Raw genomic sequence first — 19,732 nt, 5'->3', positions numbered from 1 at the left:
GCGCTTAGCCCCCGGCCCGGTTTTCAATACGCCGGACAAGCGAGGCAGGCACCTGTGCCGCCTCCAACTGACCCAACATGCGGGATTTGACGTCCTGCGGCATGCCTTCGCTGGCTTCCACCTGCGCCATGAGTTGTGCACGCTGTGTATCCGTCAACTCGACCATATCCGTGTCGGCATTTGCCTCGACCCGCAAGGGGCGCACCCGCACGCCCGAGCCCAACAGCGGCGTCCGGCCAATCACGACCTCGCGGCCTTCCAGACCTTCGCCGCGCAACAACACCTCATCGCCTTGCCGCCGGATCAACTGCACCGGCAGCGCCTCTAACCGGTCATCTGCGCCCAGAACCAGAACCGTTCCAGCCGCATCCAGAACCGAGGATGGCAAACGCACCACCGCATCCAAAGGTTGTTCCTGCACCGTCACGGTCACGAAATCCCCCGGTTTGAAGCCCGAGGCGGTGTCCAGACGGGCAAAGATCAGACGTCCGGTCTGCCCTTCCCCGGCTGACCCGCTATCCCGACTGATCCGGCCTTGGGCGGTCAGGTCGGTCCCTGTTACCTCAAGTGAGACAGTCACCGGCGCGTCGATCAGTGCGCCCGTGTCATCCAGCAATCGCACAAACTGCGCCGTAGAAACTCTGAACGCCACCTCCAGCGCATTTGGGTCCACCAGCTCGGCCAGCTTTTCATTGGCCGACACCAATCGCCCCTCGACTAAGGTGACATCGGTCAGCGTACCGCCAAACCGGGCGCGAATGGTCATATCGTCCAGATCGCGTTCCGCTGCTTCCAGCGCAATTCGCGCCCGCGCAAACAGCGTGGTTGCCTGATCCACACGCGACTCGGCCTGCGCCAAGGCAATGCGGCGCGCCAGAACCGATTGCTGGGCGGCGGCGGCGGACAATTCGGCCTCTTCCACGCTGGCCGTAGCCCCCACACCGCGGGATTCCAGATCGCGTTGCCGTTGCAGGGCGCGGTCTCGCAGGTCCGCTTGGGCCTCTGCCGATTTCAACTCATCCTGTGCCAGCAGTAACGAGCGTTCGGCGTCGCGTTCTTCGAACTGGGCATCCAGCAAATCCGATTTGGCGCGATCCAAGGCAGATTGCGCATCAGCCGGGTCCAGCTCAACCAGCACCTCACCTGCTGTGACGGTGCCTCCGTCCTCAAAATCATCAGCCAGAGCAACCACGCGCCCGCCCAGCGCCGCGCGCAACTCCAGCCTGCGGCGGCTTTGCACCTCACCAAACGCTTCCAGATAGGGGGTGACGGTCTCAAGCTCGGCCTGTCGGACGGTTACCGCAAAGACCCGCTCGCGCGCCTGAGGTTGTTCGTTCTCGCGCGTCAGCACGTCCTGCACCGCGCCAGAGATGATTTGCGCGGCCACAAACAGCAAAGCCAGCGTCAGCGACGCCAGAAAGACACCGACAAGACTTTGCCTTAGAAAACGCATTCTCACTTACCCCGGGTTGCAATGGGCTGCCTTGTGCAAAATGTAGCCGGACCGCGAAATATGCCAAGCCACAAAGCGGTTATAAGGTCTTGAACGTAGGACCAGTCTACTTCCGTCGCAGATGTTCGTCCAATCGGGGCATTATTTCCACGAAATTGCAGGGGCGGTGGTGGTAATCGAGTTGTTTTTCCAAAATCCCGTCCCACGCATCCTTGCAGGCTCCGGGGCTGCCGGGCAGGGCAAACAGATAGGTCCCCCCGGCCACCCCGCCAGTGGCGCGGGACTGCACGGCCGAGGTGCCGATTTTCTCCATCGAGATGATGGTGAACACGGTACCGAAGGCCTCAATCTCTTTTTCATAAACGTCGCGATGCGCCTCGACCGTCACATCGCGCCCGGTCAGTCCGGTGCCGCCGGTCGAGATCACGACGTCGATTTCAGGGTCGCCGATCCACAGCCGCAGCTGCGCGGCTATTTCGGCGCGTTCGTCCTGGATGATCTTACGATCAGCCAGAACATGTCCTGCCCGTTCAATCCGGTCCACCAATGTCTGGCCCGAGCGGTCTTCGTCCAGCGAACGCGTGTCCGACACGGTCAATACCGCAATGCGGACCGGGATAAACTCCATATTTTCATCGATGCGCGACATGCAGCGTCAGGCCCTTTCCATGATTGCCAGCCGGGCCGCCAAAGTGATGAATATCCCTCCGGTGACCCAACCCATGATGCGCGAGGCGCGCGGGTTCGAAATCAGAAGCTTGCCCGCTCCTCCGGCGAACACACCGACCAGCCCGTTCACCACAAACCCGCCCAGCGCGATGATGACGCCAAAGATCAGGAACTGCGCAAGGATCGACCCCGAGTTGGGATCAACGAATTGCGGGATGAAGGCCAGAACAAACAGGATCACTTTCGGGTTGGTCAGGTTCACCACCAACCCATCCCGAAAGGCCATGCGGGTCGGCCTGACCGACCCCTCTGCTGAAACAGCACCGTTCCGGATCGCGCCCCATGCCAGATACAGCAGATAGGCAACGCCCATCCAGCGGATGACATCGAACAGCCACGGCATTGAAGACACCAATGCCCCAAGGCCCAGCCCGGCCAGCAGCACATGCACCATCAGCCCCAGCGAGACCCCTGCACTGGCCACCAGCGCCGGTTTTGCGCCGAAACGCAGCCCCTGCCCGAAACAGAACATCATATCCGCGCCGGGCGTAAAATTCAGAACCATGGCCGCCGGGATAAAGGCCAGCAGCGTGACGGTGTCGATCATGAGGGTGCCTCGAACCAGTTTGCCTTGGGTCCCAGATTGGCGATCCGCGACTGCCCCAGCGTGCCGCGATAGCCCCAGCTGTCGTGGATATGGCCGCAAAACACCAGCCCGGGCTGTAGTCTTTCCACCGCATCGCGCACCGAGACCGAGCCGACCGAGATGCCCTGCGACGTGGTATCGCCATAACCTTTGGGCGGCGAATGCACGATCAGCACATCCGCGCCGTCGCAGCGATCCAGCAATTCCGTAGCTTCTGCCTCGGTCAGGTCGCAGGACCAGTCGCCAAACGGCGTCACCGGCACGCCATAGCCCAGACCAAACAGGCGCATCCCATCGACGGTCATTCCGGTGCCGTGCAGCACGTGTACACCTTCGGGGGCGGCATCGATCAACTCACCCGCGCTTTCGGCATTGCCGGGAACCAGAACCAGCGGTGCTGAAATACCCGAAAGCATCTGCATCGCTTCATCCAACCCCTGCCGCATATTGCAATAGTCCCCGGCCCCGATCACCAGATCAGCCTCGGCACTGGCCGCAACCAGCTCTGCCGCGCGGTTGCGCGCCATATGCAGGTCCGAGAAGGCCAGAATCCGCATCATCCTGCCCCCAGCCGTGCTTTCAACTCCAGCAGATCAGCCCAGGCCTGCCGTTTCATCTGTGGCTGGCGCAGCAGATAGGCGGGGTGGAACATCGGGATCACCGGCAGGTCCAGCGCCTGATCCCAATTGCCGCGCAGCCGTGTGATGCCGCGTTTGCCCAGCACCGCCTGACAGCTGATATTGCCCATCACCACCAACACCTCGGGCCTGGCCAGCGCCACGTGGCGTTCCAGAAACGGCTTCATCATGCCGATCTCTTCCGGCTTGGGATCCCGGTTTTGCGGCGGCCGCCAGGGCAGCACATTGGTGATATAGACGTTCTGGTTACGATCCAGATCGATCGCCGCCAGCATCCGATCCAGCAATTGCCCGGCCCGCCCGACAAAAGGCTTGCCCTCGCGGTCTTCGTCGCGGCCCGGAGCCTCTCCGATGATCATCACCCGCGCGCCGGGCGTGCCATCGGCAAAAACCAACTGGCGCGCACCGCGTTTCAACTCGCAATGGTCGAACGCCTCCATCGCCGCGCGCAACTGGTCCAGTGACCCCGCATTTTGCGCAGCGGATTTCGCAATCGCGACCGGATCGACCTGCTCGGGCGTGGCCGGGGCCGCCTGCGGGGTGGCCGGTTTCTTGGCCTTGGGGGCGGTATCGGGCAACGCGTAACGATCTACCGGCGCGTCCCCGATAGCCTCGGTCACGCCCAGTTCGATCTGCCAATCCAGCAGTGCCCGCGCGGTATGATAGTCCAAGCCCGATTCCATGCCCTTCAATCTAACCAGCTTTTGACTGAGGGAAAGCGAATAGACCTTGTCACGGCGCAGGGTCGCACCGACCATGACCCCAACCATGTTGTCGATCCTGCGATTCCTTTTGATTTCCTTTCTGTTGGTCCCCCTCAACGGACCGGCCGATGCGCAGTTATTCGACCGTGGCGCGCAATGCCGGGGCGGACAGTTTCAATGTGGCAGCCGGTGCTGCTCGGCAGGACAAAGGTGCAGCTTTGACGGGCACTGCATCCCATTGGGCGGCACCTATTGCGGTGGCGGTCGGTCCTGCGGCCCGTTTGAACGCTGTGTTCCGGGCAGCACCCGCTGTGCGCCAAAGGCCGCAAACGCCTGTAATTCAAGCCTGGATTGCCCAAGCGGCAGCCGTTGCAACGGGCGAGGTGAGTGCGAGCCGATCCAGCCCGACCTCCACCTGAACCTGCCGCAACCCTGCGCCGATGGCCGGATTTGTGCACGCGGGTCGTTCTGCCTGCCGCAGGGCGGATGTTCCCGCGCCGGATGGTTTTTATGCGAAAAAACCGGGTCGCAATGCCGCCCGGGCTTCAAATGCTCGAAAAATCAGGGCTGTGTCCCGGTCAAGGCGGTCGATTGCGGCTATGGCAAATGGTGCAAACCCGGCGAGCGGTGCCTGCCCGAAGGCGGGTGCGAGATATTGCCCGAAGGGTCCGATCCTTAGGTTGCCTTGGCCCGCGCGGCTTTCTATAAGCGGTCCGATTGTCAGACAGGAGCCCGCCCAATGCGTTTCGCCCATCGTCACCTTCTTGGCATCGAGCATCTGTCGCAATCCGATATTACCGCCATCCTCGATCTGGCCGAAAAATATGTCGATCTGAACCGGCAATCCGCCAAACACTCGGACGTGTTGTCGGGGCTGACCCAGATCAACATGTTCTTCGAGAATTCGACCCGAACGCAGGCCAGTTTCGAGATTGCGGGCAAGCGGCTGGGCGCGGATGTGATGAATATGGCGATGCAGGCCAGTTCGATCAAAAAGGGTGAAACGCTGATCGATACAGCGATGACGCTGAACGCAATGCACCCTGATCTGCTGGTGGTGCGGCATCCGCATTCCGGCGCGGTGGACCTGCTGGCGCAAAAGGTGAACTGCGCCGTGCTGAACGCCGGGGATGGCAAACATGAACATCCCACGCAGGCTCTGCTGGATGCGCTGACCATCCGCCGGGCCAAGGGCCGCCTGCACCGTCTGAACATCGCCATTTGCGGGGATGTGGCGCATTCGCGCGTGGCACGCTCGAACCTGATCCTGCTGGGCAAGATGGAAAACCGCATCCGCCTGATCGGCCCTCCGACGCTGGTGCCCGCGCAATTCGCCGAATTCGGGGCCGAGATTTATGACGATATGGCCGAGGGTCTGCGGGAGGTCGACGTGGTCATGATGCTGCGCCTTCAGAAAGAGCGGATGGATGGCGGCTTTATCCCCTCGGAACGCGAATATTATCACCGCTACGGTCTGGACGCCGCCAAACTGGCGCTGGCCAAACCCGACGCCATCGTCATGCATCCCGGCCCGATGAACCGGGGTGTCGAGATCGACGGAACCTTGGCGGATGACATCAACCGATCCGTCATTCAGGAACAGGTCGAGATGGGCGTCGCCGTCCGAATGGCCGCCATGGAACTGCTGGCCCGCAATCTGCGCGAGGCCGCATGAGCGATCTGACCATCGCCCCCCATGAACACGGCGTGATCCGCCTGTTCACACTGGACATGCGCCCCGAAGAGGCTAAATTCCTGCGCGAGCCCGGTGCGGCGGATCAGGTTCTGGGCGCGGCAGATCTGGCCCCCGAACAGATCGATATCTTCCCGGTCTCCGATCTCGAAGACTTGGGGCTTTATGGCTATCTGAACGACGGTTGCGGCGTGTCCGAGGATCAACTGGACCGCACGACGCTGGACGCGGTCGAGGGCTGGGTCATGGTCCTGCGAAGCGCCGCGTTCCACCGGCGCCCCGCGACGCTGACCCCCGCCCCCCGCCTAAAGCTGATCGGTCTGTTCACGGAAGAGGCGACAAACTGGACCGGTGGCGCAATCGAAACGGACAGCGCCAAACCCTTCTCGGCCTCGCAACGTGCGGGCGATGGGGGCAAGGCGTCGCGCCGTATGGGATCGGCTTTACTGGCCCTTGTCCTGTTGTTGGTCGTCGGAGGTGCCCTGTGGCTGATCCTGTGATCTTCGCGCCCGACAAGGGGGCCTATATCCGCACCAACGCATGGCTCGCCGCCGTTGCCATGGCTGGCGCGATGATCATTCTGTGGCTGATCGGCAACCCCTATATCTGGACCGGAGCCCCCGCTGGCCTCGCCGCAATCGGGTTGCGCGCGTGGTATCTGGCCTCCGAGGAACTGACCGCCGCGTGGGAAATGACCGACACCCTGCTCACCGGCCCCGGCCCGCGCAAAGTTGCGCTGAACCAGATCGAGGCTGTGAACACCATGGGCAGCTTTGTCCAACTTGTGACCAAGGGCGGCGACAAGCATCTGATCAAGTACCAGGCGGACCCCGCCGCCACCAAAGCCGCCATCGAAAGGGCCCTGCCATGAGCACCGTTCTGTTTACCAATGCCCGCCTGATCGACCCGGAAAGCGGGGCGGACTCGGCCGGGTGGCTGCACGTGGCCGACGGGCGCATCGTGGCAAAGGGCGATGCAGAGGCCCCGGCCATCGACGGGCAGGTCATCGATTGCCAGGGCAAATGCCTTGCCCCCGGTATCGTCGATATTGGCGTCAAAGTGTGCGAGCCGGGCGAGCGGCACAAGGAAAGTTATAAATCCGCCGGGCAGGCGGCGGCGGCGGGTGGGGTGACCACGATGGTCACGCGGCCCGACACCTCGCCCGCGATCGACACGCCCGAAACGCTGGAGTTTGTAACCCGCCGCGCGCAAGCCGACACGCCGGTCAATGTGCTGCCCATGGCCGCGCTGACCAAGGGCCGTGAAGGCCGCGAAATGACCGAGATCGGGTTCCTAATGGACGCGGGCGCGGTGGCTTTCACCGATTGCGATCATGTCGTCACCAACACCAAGGTCTTTTCGCGCGCGCTGACCTATGCACGGTCCTGCGGCGCGCTGGTGATTGCGCATCCTCAGGAACCGGGCCTCAGCGCCGGGGCGGCGGCAACCAGCGGCAAGTTTGCAGCCTTGCGCGGGTTGCCTGCGGTTTCGCCCATGGCCGAGCGTATGGGGCTGGACCGCGACATTGCATTGCTGGAAATGACCGGGGCAAAATACCACGCCGACCAGATCACCACCGACCGTGCCCTGCCCGCGCTGGAGCGCGCCAAGCGCAACGGGCTGGATATCACCGCCGGGACCTCGATCCACCATCTGACGCTGAACGAACTGGATGTGGCCGACTATCGCACCTTCTTCAAGGTCAAGCCGCCGCTGCGGTCCGAGGATGACCGGCAGGCAGTGATCGAGGCGGTGCGAACCGGACTGATCGACACGATCAGTTCGATGCACACCCCGCAGGACGAGGAAAGCAAGCGCCTGCCGTTTGAAGAGGCGGCATCCGGAGCCGTCGCGCTGGAGACGCTGCTGCCTGCGGCCCTGCTCCTGTATCATTCTGGTCAGCTGGACCTGCCGACCCTGTTCCGGGCAATGACGCTGAACCCGGCGAAACGGCTGGGTCTGGAGAGTGGCAGTTTGTCCACAGGTGCGCCTGCCGATCTGGTGGTGTTCGATCCGGATATTCCCTTTGTGCTGGACCGGTTTACACTCAGGTCAAAATCACAGAACACGCCGTTTGACGGGCAGAGGATGCAGGGTAAGGTCATTGCAACCTATGTTGCCGGCAAAGAAGTCTACCGGAGAGCCTGATGCCCTTGATTGACAGTACGACAACCCAGCTCATCCTGTGGGCGGCTATGGGCTATTTGCTGGGGTCGATCCCGTTTGGGCTGATCCTGGCTAAGGTGATGGGGCTGGGCAATCTGCGGCAGATCGGGTCGGGCAATATCGGCGCGACCAACGTTCTGCGTACGGGCAACAAGGCTGCGGCCGCGCTGACGCTGCTGTTCGATGCCGGAAAAGGCGCGGCGGCAGTTCTGCTGGCGCGGGCCTTTGCGGGGGAAGATGCCGTGCAGGTGGCCGCCTTGATGGCGTTTCTGGGGCATTGCTTCCCCGTCTGGCTGGGCTTCAAGGGCGGCAAGGGCGTGGCAACCTTTCTGGGTCTGTGGCTGGCGCTGGACTGGCGGGTCGGGGTGGCCTGCTGTCTGACCTGGCTTGTGGCGGCTGCCATCTGGCGCATCTCATCCGTTGGCGCGCTGGCTGCTGCGGCCTTGTCCACCACATGGATCGTGGTTCTGACCGATGGGTCGAGTTTTGTGCTGGGGATCATCCTGACGCTGCTGGTCTATTGGCGTCACAACGCCAACGTGGCCCGGATCAAAGCCGGGACCGAGCCCAAAATCGGAAAGCCGTGACCGCCACAGACGCGTTTCTTGCCGCGTTTTTTGCGTTGCCGCTGGGCACGTTCACCGGCCACGCGCAAGGCGGGCGGTACGTTGTTTCGCGTCAGGAAATGGCGGGCGGTAAGTCGCATAAACTGGTCGCGCATCAGTTGGACGGCACCGATTACATCAGCCTGAACCTGTATCAGACCCGCAATAGTGGCGCATTGCTGCGTCCCTGCGAAATGCCCGCCGAGAAGGTGGTCGCCTTTGTTCTGGCACTTTGCCCAGATGCATGAGTCGACTGCATTTTTGAACAGACCCTCTTCACCTTCGCACAATCACAATTGATTGTTTTGAACGTGAACAACCCGCTTCCCACCTGAGATTTCGTGACGGTCAATTACCGGCCGCACAGGACAAAATCCCGGGTGTGCATATCGCAATTGCAGTGAGAACGCGCAGCCCATTTCACGAAAGGTGAAGCTATGAACACGTTTAAATCTCTGATCGGTGGCGTTGCCCTGTCTGTTGCTCTGGCAACTTCGACCCTGGCCGCAGGCGTTGAAATCAACGCAAGCTCGACCGGACTGGCGATGCAGGGCTATGACCCGGTTGCCTATTTCACCGAAGGCGAGGCCACCAAGGGCGATTACCGCATCACCACGCTGCACGATGACGCGCTGTACCGCTTCTCGTCGGAAGAAAACAAAGCCGCGTTCGAAGCCAACCCCGAGGCTTACCTGCCCGCATATGGCGGCTACTGCGCGTTTGGCGCGGCCATGGGCTTCAAGTTCGACGGTGACCCGAACCACTGGAAAATCGTCGACAACACGCTGTACCTGAACCTGTCGAAAGACATTCAAGAGCGTTGGGAAGGCGACATCCCGGGCTTCATCGAACAGGCCAGCGCAAACTGGGAAGACATCGCGGACAAAGCGCCTGCAGAACTGCAGCAATAATCCGCTTAAAAACCAACGCATGTCGGCGGCAGAGTGATCTGCCGCCGACATGTCATTTGAAGCCCTTGGCACGCACCCTATCTGTTTTGACAGACAGACCCGGATTTAACGGGCGCAGGCCGGTCAGATCGACCGACATTCAGTACGGAAAATGTAGCAAACGATGATCCGGCCCCGGCTTCGGATCGTAACAGCTTGTACACAGGCGCAACCTCAGGCCTCTGGCCGCTGCGCTCATTTTGCGAATGAAAGGATCAAAAAGATGACTGGGAAATTGGCGCTCATCGCAGCTGTATCCACTTTGGCGGCAGGGTCGGCCATGGCGCAATCCTCGGGCGACTGGACCGGGTTCTACGGCGGCTTGCAGCTTGGCTATATTGACGTCGACACCAGCCTCTCGGGCGTGGACGGAGACAGCGCAATCGGCGGCATCGTTCTGGGCTACGACTACGATCTGGGCGACTGGGTCGTGGGTGGTGGCTTCGATTATGACTGGGCGGATGTCGATCTGTCTGGCGCGGCCACGGTCGAGGATGTCTGGCGCATCAAGGCGCGCGCCGGGTACAAGGTGACCCCTCAGGGGCTGCTGTATGGTGTCGGTGGTTATGCAGAAGCCGGAACCGACAATCTGGGCAGCGACAGTGGCTGGTTCATCGGCGCGGGCTATGAACAGATCGTTGCGCCCAATGTCAGCGTCGGGGGCGAGTTGCTGTATCACGAGTTTGACGATTTCAACTCGACCGGCGTGGATGTGGACGCCACCACGTTGCAATTCCGGGCGACCTATCGGTTCTGACGACCGCGACATAGAAAACGGGACCCGGCGTCATTCGCCGGGTCTTTACGTTCAGATATCCAGGATCGTACTGCCCGTGGTCTGACGCGCCTCAAGCGCGCGGTGCGCATCGGCTATCTGGTCCAGCGGAAAGCGCTGGTCTATGTGGATTTTGACCTCGCCGCCTTCGACCTTGCCGAACAGCCGCCGCGCCATGGCCTGACACACCGTATGATCCCCGATATGGGTGAACAGGGTCGGTCTGGTGATCTTGAGCGATCCCTTTTGCCCCAGAATCCCGATATCCACCGGCGGCACGGGCCCCGAGGCATTGCCGAATGAAATCATCATGCCCAGCGGCTTGAGGCAATCCAGCGACCCCTCGAACGTGTCCGCCCCGACCGAATCCATCACCACGTCAACGCCTTTTCCGTTGGTGATCTCGGCCAGCCGTTCGACAAAATTCTCGGTGCGGTAGTTGATGCAATGGGCCGCGCCGTTGAACTGGGCCAATGAACATTTCTCATCGGTACCCGCAGTGCCGATCAGGGTAATCCCCTCGGACTTGGCCCATTGGCAGGCGATCAGGCCGACGCCCCCGGCAGCGGCGTGAAACAACACCGTATCGCCGCGCCGCAAAGGCGTGGTGCGGTGAAACAGGTATTCGACCGTCATGCCCTTCAGCATCATTGCAGCGGCGGCTTCGAAGGTGATGCCGTCAGGCAGCGGACAGACCTGCGCGGCTGGCATTACCCGCGCCTCGCAATAGGCGCCGGGCGGGGCTGCGGCATAGGCAGCGCGCTGGCCGGGTTCCAGATGGGTTACACCCTCGCCCACCGCTTCGATCACACCTGCGGCCTCCATGCCCAACGCATGGGGCAACTCCAACGGATACAGGCCTGTGCGCTGGTAGACGTCTATGAAGTTCAGACCGCAGGCATGATGGCGGATGCGAACCTCGCCGGGGCCGGGATCGCCCAACGATCTGTCTTCGATCTGCAAAACCTCGGGTCCGCCAAATTCCTGGATGACGACTGTGCGGGCGGTGTGCTGCATTCTGACCTCCTTCTGCCTGTGCCCAAGCTATCACGCCTGCGCGACAGGGCAATCGGCGCGAAACGCATCCTCGTGATTCGCGGTTATCGAAAGCTGTGCTATAGTTGCATCAGGCGTTGCCGGCTGGTCCGGCCACGGGCAACCCAAAGCCGGATCCATTCCGCGGCGCATCTTCGCCAAGGAAAGGGAACAAGATGGCAAAAACAATCGGTAATCCGATCAGCTGGGCAGCCCAAAGCCTTGGAGCGACCAGCGATCACGTTACGGAAAGCGTCTCGCGCATTGGTAGTTCGGATGTCCGCCACCTGCCGATGGTCCAAACACTTACGATTCAGGACCTCAAAGCCTGTCTGAGGGCCGGATATAACGATTTCCTGGAAACCCGGGCGGACGCGATCTTTATCGTGCTGATCTATCCGATCGCCGGGCTGCTGATGTTCGGCTTTGCGATGAACCTGAACCTTGTGCCGCTGCTCGCCCCGCTGGTTGCAGGATTTGCGCTGATCGGACCGGTCGCCGCTGTTGGCCTGTATGAGATCAGCCGCAAGCGCGAAGAAGGCGGCGAAGTCCATTGGCTGGACGCGTTCGGCGTCTTCCGATCACCATCCTTCGGGGCCATTCTGGCGCTGGGTTTCTATCTGGTCATGCTGCTGCTGGTCTGGCTGATGGTCGCGCAGAGCATCTACGTGCAGACCCTCGGCCCGGAACCCCCAACCTCATTCGGGGCGTTCGTAAGCGAAGTTCTGACCACAGGGGCCGGATGGACGATGATCATCTTCGGAACCGCTGTCGGGTTTGTCTTTGCCCTGTGCGCGCTGGCCGTCAGCGTTGTCAGCTTCCCGCTGTTGCTGGATCGCAAGGTGGGTCTGCCGGTCGCGGTCGTCACCTCGGTCCGCGTTTTGCGTCACAATCCGGGCGTTGTCCTGTGCTGGGGCTTCATCGTGGCCGCGTTGTTGGTTTTGGGCGCAATCCCGATGCTGCTGGGCCTGATCGTGGTGATGCCCGTTCTGGGCCACGCAACCTGGCACCTGTATCGGCGCGCGGTTGCGTGACCTGATTTGGGGCGCGCGGGTCAGCCCGCGACGTTCAGAACGATCTTGCCAATATGTTGCGAGCTTTCCATGTGCGCATGGGCCGCCGCAGCCTCGGCCAATGGAAATTCACTGTCCATAACTGGCGCAACCTTGCCTGCGGCCAGCAAGGGCCAAACGGCTTCGCGCAGATCCTGCGCGATCCTCGCCTTGGCTAGATCGCTTTGCGGGCGCAAGGTGCTGCCGGTCAGCGTCAGTCGTTTCACCATCATCAGGGCAAAGTTCAACTCGGCCACCGGACCTTGCAGAAAGGCGATCTGGACCAGCCGCCCATCTTCGGCCAGAGCCTTCACATTGCGCGGGATATAGTCGCCGCCCACCATGTCGAGGATCAGGTTCGCCCCGCCCTCGGCCCGCATGACGCCGACAAAGTCTTCATCCCGGTAATTGATCGCCTTCTCGGCCCCCAGTTTCAGGCAAGCCTCGCATTTCTCAGCGGACCCGGCGGTTGCGAAGACCCGCGCACCAAAGGCATTGGCCAGTTGGATCGCAGTGGTTCCAATCCCGCTGGAGCCGCCATGGACCAAAAACCGCTCTCCCGCTTTCACGCCACCGCGCGTGAACACGTTGGACCAGACGGTAAAGAAGGTCTCGGGCAGGCAGGCGGCCTGTTTCATGTCCATCCCGTCCGGCACCGGCAGACAATGCGCGGCAGGGGTGGCGACATATTCGGCATATCCCCCACCGGGCAACAGCGCGCACACCTTGTCACCCAGCGACAAGCCTTCGACACCTGACCCGACGGCCACCACCTCACCCGACGCTTCCAGCCCCGGCAAGTCGCTGGCTCCGGGTGGAGGATCGTACGCCCCGGCGCGCTGCAAAGCGTCCGGGCGGTTCACCCCGGCATAGGCAACCTTTAGAACAACCTGCCCCGCCTCGGCTGTGGGGATCGGGCGTTCGGTCAGCTTCAGAAAGTCGGGGCCGCCGGGCTGGCTGATTTCGACAGCGCGCATCATCTGGGTCATGGGCAAATCTCCTTTGCCCAATGCCTAGCTGTCATCCGGCCAAAGGCCAAGCGTTGACTACTTGCGAGGGTTCAACAGACCCGGCAGATCGGCCCGCATCTTTACCGGAGCCTTCACATGACCGGCCAGCCAGTTCGGCACCGCCAGAAACGGCTTGAACAGCGGATTACTGTTCACCTGCGCCTTGAGCTTTTCGAACTGCATCACATCGCCAATGCGTCGGTCCAGAAACTCCCACGTTTTGTGGTGATCGGGCGAATCGTCGCCCAGCCAGAACAGCAGGGTCGAGGAATACACCCCCGACAGCGTCGCCCGCTTGGTGTACCAGTTCACGTCATCCGACGTGTCGCCCAGCGCATCCCATATCAGATCGCAGGTCTGCCAGACCGCCTTGGCCCCCTCGCCCGCATGCATCGGCAGCGAAAACAGCGTCATGCCCCGGCGGACCAGTTCCTTATCCTCGACCGCTTCCAGCCGGAACCGAACGGCAGCGGCGACCTTTTCGCGGAACTTAAGCGCGCTGAGGTCTTCGGACTTGATCCGATCCAGCATCATCTGATCGCCGCGCGCATGATAGGCCAGCGCCAGATCAACCGCGCCGCGCGGGCAGATCGCCCGGGCCAGACCGTCATCCAGATTGCAATCGACAATGGCCGCGCGAAAACTGGTTTCGGACCAGCCGTCAAACGGCACGTGGATCAGCATCGCGTCCAGAAGTTGCTGTTTTGCGTCTTCATAAGTCACTGTCATGGCGGTTCTCCGGTGTTCGGGGCCAGTACTAGACAAGTTAGAACGGCTTTGCTATACGGCCAACTCCTGCAATTTCCTTGCAACTCTATCTAGAAAGGTGGTGACAACCACATGCAGGTTAGTGTTCGCGACAATAACGTCGATCAGGCGCTTCGTGCCCTGAAGAAAAAGCTGCAGCGCGAAGGCGTGTTCCGTGAAATGAAGCTGAAGCAACATTTCGAGAAACCGTCCGAGAAAAAAGCGCGCGAGAAGGCTGAAGCGATCCGCCGTGCCCGTAAACTGGCACGTAAGAAAGCACAGCGCGAAGGTTTGCTCTAAGACCTTTGGTCTCGTCCAGCTTTGGATGACACTATTTGACGACCCCCGAGGCATCGCCCGGGGGTTTGTCGTTTTAAGGACCGGTCTCATTTCGCCGACTCGAACATGTCGGCTGTGCGGCAAGCTGCCATTTCGCCCCCGGCAGGATTTTGCCCGGCATTTTGCAGCGCAACGAATCCCGTATCGGTAGCGCGGGCCTGCCCAAATTCGCCTGAACGAACAGCGCCGCTATCCGCCGCGCTGCGGGTCTTTGTATCAGCCTCCCGTCACCCAAGACGACACATCAAAAACGGAGGCTACAATGTCGACTGCAAGCAATATCGAGCGAGAAATGCTCGCGCTGATCAATCAAGAGCGCACATCCCGCGGACTGAATCCGCTGCAATTGGAAACGCGGCTGAACGCATCATCCGAGGATCACAGCGAATGGATGCTGGATCGCGATATCTTCAGCCATAACGGTTCGGGCGGGTCCAGCGCGACACAGCGGATGGAGGATGCCGGGTTTGATTTCTCGGGCAGCTGGCGTTCGGGCGAAAACATCGCCTGGCAATCGGAACGTGGCGCGCCGGGGATCAGTGACGATGTCGCACAGCTGCATCAGAATCTGATGAACAGCCCCGGCCACCGCGCCAACATCCTGAATCCGGATTTCGAATATATCGGGATCGGAATCGAGACCGGGGACATGCAAGGCTTTGACGCCGTGATGGTCACACAGAACTTTGCCACCACGGATGGAACGGTTGTGCTGGACACGGGCTCGGCCCTGACCCCGCCACCGGTCATCCCGGACGTACCGGATACGCCCGACGCGCCTGATACGCCAGACCTACCAGATACTCCTGACGTGGCTGATACACCCGACACACCCGACACACCGGACGTGGTTGATACGCCAGACGTAACCGACGACCCGGACACGCCGGTCGAGCCTGAAACACCTGATGTGGCAGAAGATCCGGACGCACCGGTCGCGCCCGAGGACCCCGACGTTGCCGAGCAACCCGATACGCCCGAGCCCACGGATGAATACACCTTTGATGTCGAAGCATTCCTTGCGGCGATCGAGCAATTCGTGAACGAAGTTCTGGCCTTGATCGACGACTTTGACTGGATCGACATCGAACTGCCGGACACACAGACCGTGGACGCCGGAACGGATGACGACCTGCTGCTGATGCCCGACCCAAGCACCGACAACACACCTTCGGACCCCATGGCGGACTTGGGCGATGACGATAACATGCTGGTGTTCACGCCCTTTGAACCGGGCTGCATGATGGACGCTGCCTGATCGCAAGTCCGGTTGGGGCGCGGCGCGCTGCGCCCCTTCAAAGCGTTGGTGTCAGACTGCCACCGGAAAACAAACAAGAAACGCCCCAAACATGGGGCGTTTCGTTTCAATAGATCTTGGGAACGTGAAGCTCGTCCGGCAGGACGCGGCGTTCGTAGTCGGGGTTGTAGCGGCGGTCCGGCAGGTTGACCTTTTCCTGCGGCACATCCGTGTAGGGTATCTTGGTCAGCAGATGCTCGATACAGTTCAACCGCTCGCGTTTCTTGTCATTGCCTTCAACGATATACCACGGCGCCTCTGAGATGTTGGTGCGGAAGAACATATCCTCTTTGGCCTTGGTGTAGGCCTCCCAGCGGATGCGGGATTCCAGATCCATAGGGGATAGTTTCCACTGTTTCATCGGGTCGTGGATGCGCATGAGGAATCGCAACTGCTGTTCCTCATCGGTGATCGAGAACCAGTATTTCAGCAGGATAATCCCCGACCGCACCAGCATCCGTTCGAATTCGGGAACGTCCTGAAAGAACTGTTCCACCTGATCTTCGGTGGCAAAGCCCATGACCCGCTCGACACCCGCGCGGTTGTACCATGAGCGGTCGAAGAAAACGATCTCTCCGGCGGCTGGCAAATGCGGAACGTAGCGCTGGAAATACCACTGGCTCTGCTCGCGGCGGCTGGGTGCAGGCAGGGCAACCACGCGCGCAACACGGGGGTTCAGGCGCTGGGTGATCCGTTTGATCACGCCGCCCTTGCCCGCACTGTCGCGGCCTTCGAACAGAATGCAGACCTTGGCACCGGTATGCTGCACCCAATCCTGAACCTTGATCAGCTCGGCCTGAAGGCGCAGCAGGTTGCGGAAATAGACCTTGCGGTCCAGCATATCCGGATGCTGATCCTTGTAGATCTTGCGGACTTCCATCGACAGCATTGGCTCGCTGAATTCGATCTCGAAATCTTCGTCCAGCGTGTCTTCCAGTTCGGCTTCCAGCCAGTCTTTGGGGGCGTCATCGTTTTCATATGCCAAAGTCTGTTCCTTTTTGGTCATCGGGTGCGGACCGTATCGGCTGTGTGTAACCGCCTGATGTCATCGGACAAATTGATGACATGATGCGCCTGCCCGAACCTGCACCGGGTCCGGGCGGCTTTGCGACCCTTTGCACAAGTTTGACCCGCGCGGGCCGGGGATACAAGCGTCAGAATTGCCGCAATCTGAACAGCTTGACCCAAAAAGCAGTTCGGAAATCTTGAGTCGGTCTTGCATTGCTGTACATCACTGAGGTCGTTGACATGAAGAGATAGAATTGGCGTACGTATTTTCCATTCTTCCCGCGATCTGGCCCTGGCTGATCCTTATTGCAGCGCTGGTCACAGCGGTGTCGGGGCGCATGAGCGTTGGTTTGGCGTTGTTGGTATTGTTTGCCAGCGTCGCCTCGGTCACAGACCTGATGACACCGCTGGCGGTTGCAGTTGTCGCACTGGGGCTGATCGGCGCGTCCGTCCTGCCCCGCCTGACGGGATGGGGTGCGGTTGTCGGGCACGTGTTGCTGATCCTGTGGTGTCTGGCCCTGGGGGCGCATTTGATACCCGGCTTCAACAACCTGCGCGTTCTGGATGCCGTTCATGCCGGAGCAAACAGCGCCGCATTCACGATGCACCTGAACCTCGACAAACCAATGGTGGTGTTTGCGGTCCTGCTTGCCTGGCCAGGGATGGTTGGGGCTGCACATAAAACCAATGTCGCGCTGCTTGCCGCCGGGTGTGCTCTGCTGCCGTTGCTGATAGCGGCTGCTGTAGCCTCTGGCGCGGTTCAGCCGGAAATGGGCCTGCCGCCGTGGTGGCTGCTCTTCTCGCTTTCAAACCTGTTCCTGACCTGCATCGCGGAAGAGGCGTTTTTTCGCGGCTACCTGCAATCCATCCTGAGTTCCAAACTGGGAACAGCCGGAGGGATAGCTGCGGCAAGCCTGTTGTTCGGGCTGGTCCATTTCGGCGGCGGTCCGGCCCTGGTGGTCTTTGCGACGCTACTTGGTGTGGGCGTGGGCTGCGCCTATGCCGCGACGGGTCGGCTGTGGGTTCCGATTGCGATGCATTTTGCGTTCAACTTCGTGCATCTGGCGTTTTTCACCTATCCGGGTCCGGCCTGAGACCTAAACCGGCAGGGCCGTGGTTTTGAAAACGGTCCGCAGTGCAAACGAGCTCTGCATCTGCGCCACACCCGGAAGACGGGACAGATATTGCCGGTGGATGCGCGCAAAATCCTCGGTGTTTTCGGCCACAACTTTCAACAGGTAATCCGCCGTCCCGGCCATCAGGTGGCATTCCAGCACATCCGGAATGCGGGCCACGGCCTTTTCGAACGCGTTCAGAACCTCTTCGGCCTGACCCTGCAATGTGATCTCGACAAACACGGTCGTCGGCACATTCATCTTCCGGGCGTTCAGCAACGCAACGTAATTTCGAATGTACCCTTCAAGTTCCAATCGCTGTACGCGACGATGGCAAGCTGACGGCGACAGATTCACCATCTCGGACAGGCCCGCATTCGAAAGGCGGCCGTTCTTTTGCAGAGCGGCAAGAATCTTACGATCAGTCGTATCCAAGCTCATTCACGCACATCCATTGCAAGGTTTTGCCCTATTGCAGGAGATTCTTTCGAAAGAAAATCCATTGGCGGGCATTGTTTCACAAAAATTGCGTAACGTAATGCACATAATTTGAGCAGTTTATGAACGGAGAGCCAAAATGAAAATCGGTTGCCCCAAGGAAATCAAACCTCAGGAATTCCGTGTCGGCATGACACCCAACGCCGCACAGGAAGCCATCGCGCGCGGCCATGAGGTCATCATCGAAACCGGCGCGGGTCTGGGATCCGGCTTTGCCAATGAAGATTACGTGGCAGCAGGTGCCAGCATCGTTGACACCGCAGCCGAGGTGTTTGCGACAGCGGACATGATCGTGAAGGTCAAGGAACCGCAGGCGGTCGAGCGCAAGATGCTGCGCGAAGGCCAGCTGCTGTTCACCTATCTGCACCTGGCCCCCGATCCGGATCAGACCCGTGACCTGCTGGAGTCGGGCTGCACCGCGATTGCCTATGAAACCGTGACCGACCGCAATGGCGGCCTGCCACTGCTGGCCCCGATGTCCGAGGTTGCCGGTCGTCTGGCCCCGCAGGTCGGCTCGTGGACGCTGCAAAAGGCCAATGGTGGCCGCGGCGTTCTGATGGGTGGCGTTCCCGGCGTCGGCCCGGCCAAAGTTGTGGTGATCGGTGGTGGTGTTGTTGGCACGCACGCAGCCAAGATCGCAGCAGGCATGGGCGCGGATGTCACCATCCTGGACCGCTCGCTGCCGCGCCTGCGCTATCTGGACGATGTCTTTGGACGCACCTTCAAGAACCAGTACTCGACCGCTGGCGCGACGGCTGAACTGATCCAGACCGCCGACATGGTTATCGGCGCGGTTCTGATCCCCGGTGCCGAAGCGCCCAAGCTGGTATCGCGCGCGCAACTGTCGACCATGAAGCCCGGCGCGGTTCTGGTGGACGTGGCCATCGACCAGGGCGGGTGCTTTGAAACCTCGAAGGCGACCACCCATGCTGACCCGATCTATGATGTGGATGGCATCATGCATTACTGCGTCGCCAACATGCCGGGCGCGGTTGCACGGACCTCGACCATCGCACTGGGCAACGCAACGATGCCGTTCATGCTGGCGCTGGCCGACAAGGGCTGGAAACAGGCGTGTCAGGACGATCCGCACCTGCTGAACGGTCTGAACGTACACGCCGGTCAACTGACCTATTACGCGGTTGGCAAAGCTCTGGGCATTGATGTCGTCTCTCCCAACGTTGTCATCAAGTCCTGAGTTCTCCCGCCGCTGAAAGCGCCCGCTGATGCGGGCGATTTCCAGCGTTGGGCCAGGCCGCGCCTTCGGGCGCGGCTTTTGCGGTTTTGGCGTATCGTTCCGCACAAAAGAAAAGACGCCGCACGAAGGTGCGG

Annotated in this window: 24 protein-coding genes; 14 read left to right on the top strand and 10 right to left on the bottom strand. The window is 60.9% G+C overall.

Annotation, left to right across the window (positions count from 1 at the left end; all coding sequences use genetic code 11):
• Positions 1-4: 4 nt before the first annotated feature.
• The 5 genes from ACR0E6_RS17355 to ACR0E6_RS17335 all read right to left on the bottom strand — a co-directional run bounded on the left by ACR0E6_RS17355 (position 5) and on the right by ACR0E6_RS17335 (position 4,089).
• Positions 5-1,453 carry an efflux RND transporter periplasmic adaptor subunit gene (locus ACR0E6_RS17355; RefSeq protein ID WP_480585575.1) on the bottom strand — a complete coding sequence of 483 codons (1,449 nt, stop codon included), beginning with the start codon at positions 1,451-1,453 and terminating at the stop codon, positions 5-7.
• Between the two features lie 106 nt (positions 1,454-1,559).
• Positions 1,560-2,102 carry a molybdenum cofactor biosynthesis protein B gene (moaB, locus tag ACR0E6_RS17350; RefSeq protein WP_480585573.1) on the bottom strand — a complete coding sequence of 181 codons (543 nt, stop codon included), beginning with the start codon at positions 2,100-2,102 and terminating at the stop codon, positions 1,560-1,562.
• A 6-nt stretch (positions 2,103-2,108) separates the two neighbouring features.
• A complete protein-coding gene (locus tag ACR0E6_RS17345) occupies positions 2,109-2,729 on the bottom strand; it encodes a LysE family translocator (protein ID WP_480585571.1) in 621 nt (206 codons plus the stop codon).
• Complete coding sequence (locus ACR0E6_RS17340) at positions 2,726-3,325, bottom strand: metallophosphoesterase family protein (protein ID WP_170522498.1); 600 nt, start codon at positions 3,323-3,325, stop codon at positions 2,726-2,728. Before ACR0E6_RS17340 ends, ACR0E6_RS17345 begins: the two co-directional genes overlap by 4 nt.
• On the bottom strand, positions 3,325-4,089 hold the full coding sequence (locus ACR0E6_RS17335) for a uracil-DNA glycosylase (RefSeq protein WP_170453672.1): 765 nt from the start codon (positions 4,087-4,089) through the stop codon (positions 3,325-3,327). The genes ACR0E6_RS17340 and ACR0E6_RS17335 overlap by 1 nt, the downstream gene beginning before the upstream one ends.
• 73 nt (positions 4,090-4,162) lie before the next feature.
• On the opposite strand from ACR0E6_RS17335, the gene ACR0E6_RS17330 reads away from it, so the two are divergent.
• The 9 genes from ACR0E6_RS17330 to ACR0E6_RS17290 all read left to right on the top strand — a co-directional run bounded on the left by ACR0E6_RS17330 (position 4,163) and on the right by ACR0E6_RS17290 (position 10,281).
• Entirely contained in the window at positions 4,163-4,789 is a 627-nt protein-coding gene (locus ACR0E6_RS17330) for a scavenger receptor class F, member 2 (RefSeq protein ID WP_480585568.1), read from the top strand.
• Positions 4,790-4,849: 60 nt separating this feature from the next.
• The gene (locus tag ACR0E6_RS17325) at positions 4,850-5,785 is read left to right on the top strand and encodes an aspartate carbamoyltransferase catalytic subunit (protein WP_170453192.1); all 936 of its coding nucleotides are present in this window, start codon (positions 4,850-4,852) and stop codon (positions 5,783-5,785) included.
• Positions 5,782-6,303 carry a hypothetical protein gene (locus tag ACR0E6_RS17320; RefSeq protein ID WP_480585564.1) on the top strand — a complete coding sequence of 174 codons (522 nt, stop codon included), beginning with the start codon at positions 5,782-5,784 and terminating at the stop codon, positions 6,301-6,303. Before ACR0E6_RS17325 ends, ACR0E6_RS17320 begins: the two co-directional genes overlap by 4 nt.
• On the top strand, positions 6,288-6,674 hold the full coding sequence (locus tag ACR0E6_RS17315) for a hypothetical protein (RefSeq protein ID WP_480585561.1): 387 nt from the start codon (positions 6,288-6,290) through the stop codon (positions 6,672-6,674). Before ACR0E6_RS17320 ends, ACR0E6_RS17315 begins: the two co-directional genes overlap by 16 nt.
• On the top strand, positions 6,671-7,951 hold the full coding sequence (gene pyrC / locus ACR0E6_RS17310; RefSeq protein ID WP_480585559.1) for a dihydroorotase: 1,281 nt from the start codon (positions 6,671-6,673) through the stop codon (positions 7,949-7,951). Before ACR0E6_RS17315 ends, pyrC begins: the two co-directional genes overlap by 4 nt.
• Positions 7,951-8,556 (top strand): glycerol-3-phosphate 1-O-acyltransferase PlsY, encoded by a 606-nt coding sequence (gene plsY / locus ACR0E6_RS17305; RefSeq protein WP_480585556.1) that lies wholly within the window; start codon positions 7,951-7,953, stop codon positions 8,554-8,556. The genes pyrC and plsY overlap by 1 nt, the downstream gene beginning before the upstream one ends.
• Positions 8,553-8,822, top strand: a complete 270-nt coding sequence (locus ACR0E6_RS17300; RefSeq protein ID WP_170453196.1) for a hypothetical protein — start codon at positions 8,553-8,555, stop codon at positions 8,820-8,822. The genes plsY and ACR0E6_RS17300 overlap by 4 nt, the downstream gene beginning before the upstream one ends.
• 189 nt (positions 8,823-9,011) lie before the next feature.
• Entirely contained in the window at positions 9,012-9,485 is a 474-nt protein-coding gene (locus ACR0E6_RS17295; protein WP_170453197.1) for a YHS domain-containing (seleno)protein, read from the top strand.
• A gap of 262 nt (positions 9,486-9,747) precedes the next feature.
• Positions 9,748-10,281: an outer membrane protein gene (locus ACR0E6_RS17290; protein ID WP_480585551.1), complete on the top strand. Its 534-nt coding sequence runs from the start codon at positions 9,748-9,750 to the stop codon at positions 10,279-10,281.
• 51 nt (positions 10,282-10,332) lie between these two features.
• On the opposite strand, the gene ACR0E6_RS17285 is transcribed toward ACR0E6_RS17290, so the two are convergent.
• The gene (locus ACR0E6_RS17285) at positions 10,333-11,316 is read right to left on the bottom strand and encodes a quinone oxidoreductase family protein (RefSeq protein WP_480585549.1); all 984 of its coding nucleotides are present in this window, start codon (positions 11,314-11,316) and stop codon (positions 10,333-10,335) included.
• A gap of 194 nt (positions 11,317-11,510) precedes the next feature.
• Between ACR0E6_RS17285 and ACR0E6_RS17280 the strand changes: the two genes are divergently transcribed.
• Positions 11,511-12,368 (top strand): DUF2189 domain-containing protein, encoded by an 858-nt coding sequence (locus tag ACR0E6_RS17280; protein WP_170453200.1) that lies wholly within the window; start codon positions 11,511-11,513, stop codon positions 12,366-12,368.
• A 20-nt stretch (positions 12,369-12,388) separates the two neighbouring features.
• Here the strand turns inward: ACR0E6_RS17280 and ACR0E6_RS17275 are convergent, their stop codons facing one another.
• On the bottom strand, positions 12,389-13,375 hold the full coding sequence (locus tag ACR0E6_RS17275) for an NAD(P)H-quinone oxidoreductase (protein ID WP_480585544.1): 987 nt from the start codon (positions 13,373-13,375) through the stop codon (positions 12,389-12,391).
• Between the two features lie 57 nt (positions 13,376-13,432).
• Positions 13,433-14,125 (bottom strand): COQ9 family protein, encoded by a 693-nt coding sequence (locus ACR0E6_RS17270; protein ID WP_480585540.1) that lies wholly within the window; start codon positions 14,123-14,125, stop codon positions 13,433-13,435.
• A gap of 111 nt (positions 14,126-14,236) precedes the next feature.
• Between ACR0E6_RS17270 and rpsU the strand changes: the two genes are divergently transcribed.
• Positions 14,237-14,443: a 30S ribosomal protein S21 gene (rpsU, locus tag ACR0E6_RS17265; protein ID WP_005614280.1), complete on the top strand. Its 207-nt coding sequence runs from the start codon at positions 14,237-14,239 to the stop codon at positions 14,441-14,443.
• Positions 14,444-14,744: 301 nt separating this feature from the next.
• The gene (locus ACR0E6_RS17260) at positions 14,745-15,740 is read left to right on the top strand and encodes a CAP domain-containing protein (protein WP_480585537.1); all 996 of its coding nucleotides are present in this window, start codon (positions 14,745-14,747) and stop codon (positions 15,738-15,740) included.
• Positions 15,741-15,846: 106 nt separating this feature from the next.
• Here ACR0E6_RS17260 and ppk2 read toward each other — a convergent pair whose 3' ends face one another.
• Positions 15,847-16,785 (bottom strand): polyphosphate kinase 2, encoded by a 939-nt coding sequence (gene ppk2, locus ACR0E6_RS17255; protein ID WP_170453205.1) that lies wholly within the window; start codon positions 16,783-16,785, stop codon positions 15,847-15,849.
• A gap of 256 nt (positions 16,786-17,041) precedes the next feature.
• Between ppk2 and ACR0E6_RS17250 the strand changes: the two genes are divergently transcribed.
• Positions 17,042-17,881: a CPBP family intramembrane glutamic endopeptidase gene (locus ACR0E6_RS17250; RefSeq protein ID WP_480585534.1), complete on the top strand. Its 840-nt coding sequence runs from the start codon at positions 17,042-17,044 to the stop codon at positions 17,879-17,881.
• 3 nt (positions 17,882-17,884) lie between these two features.
• Here ACR0E6_RS17250 and ACR0E6_RS17245 read toward each other — a convergent pair whose 3' ends face one another.
• On the bottom strand, positions 17,885-18,343 hold the full coding sequence (locus ACR0E6_RS17245) for an Lrp/AsnC family transcriptional regulator (protein ID WP_170453206.1): 459 nt from the start codon (positions 18,341-18,343) through the stop codon (positions 17,885-17,887).
• Between the two features lie 136 nt (positions 18,344-18,479).
• Here ACR0E6_RS17245 and ald point away from each other — a divergent pair, with 136 nt between their 5' ends.
• A complete protein-coding gene (gene ald, locus ACR0E6_RS17240) occupies positions 18,480-19,598 on the top strand; it encodes an alanine dehydrogenase (protein WP_170624109.1) in 1,119 nt (372 codons plus the stop codon).
• Positions 19,599-19,732 lie beyond the last annotated feature (134 nt).

Source organism: Ruegeria sp. AP12 (assembly GCF_056540025.1).
Note: the sequence above shows the minus strand (reverse complement) of the source record. Positions and strands in the feature narration are given on the sequence as shown.